At 67.7% G+C, this 356-nt stretch carries 2 protein-coding genes; both read right to left on the bottom strand.

Translation table 11 applies throughout. From position 1 onward, the window contains the following. The coding region (locus tag FLO80_RS24455) for a hypothetical protein (protein ID WP_500676341.1) at positions 1–154 on the bottom strand (154 nt) is incomplete at its 3' end. Next, positions 151–356: hypothetical protein (locus tag FLO80_RS24325; RefSeq protein ID WP_223145569.1), on the bottom strand; the 206-nt coding region annotated here is incomplete at its 5' end. The genes FLO80_RS24325 and FLO80_RS24455, both read right to left, overlap by 4 nt.

Genomic DNA, 356 nt, shown 5'->3' with positions numbered 1-356 from the left:
GGGCCAGCGCCAGTTGCTGGCAGAGGCGCCGGTAATCGGCGGCGAAGTCGTCGCTGGAGCCTTCCAGCTTCTTGCCTTTCTCGAGGAAGGCGAGGCGTTTGTCGAAGCGTAGCCAGGCGGCCTGGTGGCGCTGTTCGAAGAGGCTCTGTTTCATGCGCTCTCCTGACGCAGGCCGAGAAAGCCGCGGGCGATGCCGTTGATCTCGGCCTGGGCGCGTACCGGCTCGACGCCCAGCGGTTCGGCGAGAATGCCCGCCAGTTCCTCGCGGCGTGCCGAGGAAAGCGCCGCGCCGCGTTCGGCGAAACCGAGGAAGGCGCGCTGTTCTTCCAGGCTCATGGGGAAGGGCGGCAGTTGCG

Source organism: Aquicoccus porphyridii, assembly GCF_008369105.1.
GTDB lineage: Bacteria > Pseudomonadota > Alphaproteobacteria > Rhodobacterales > Rhodobacteraceae > Aquicoccus > Aquicoccus porphyridii.
Note: the sequence above shows the minus strand (reverse complement) of the source record. Positions and strands in the feature narration are given on the sequence as shown.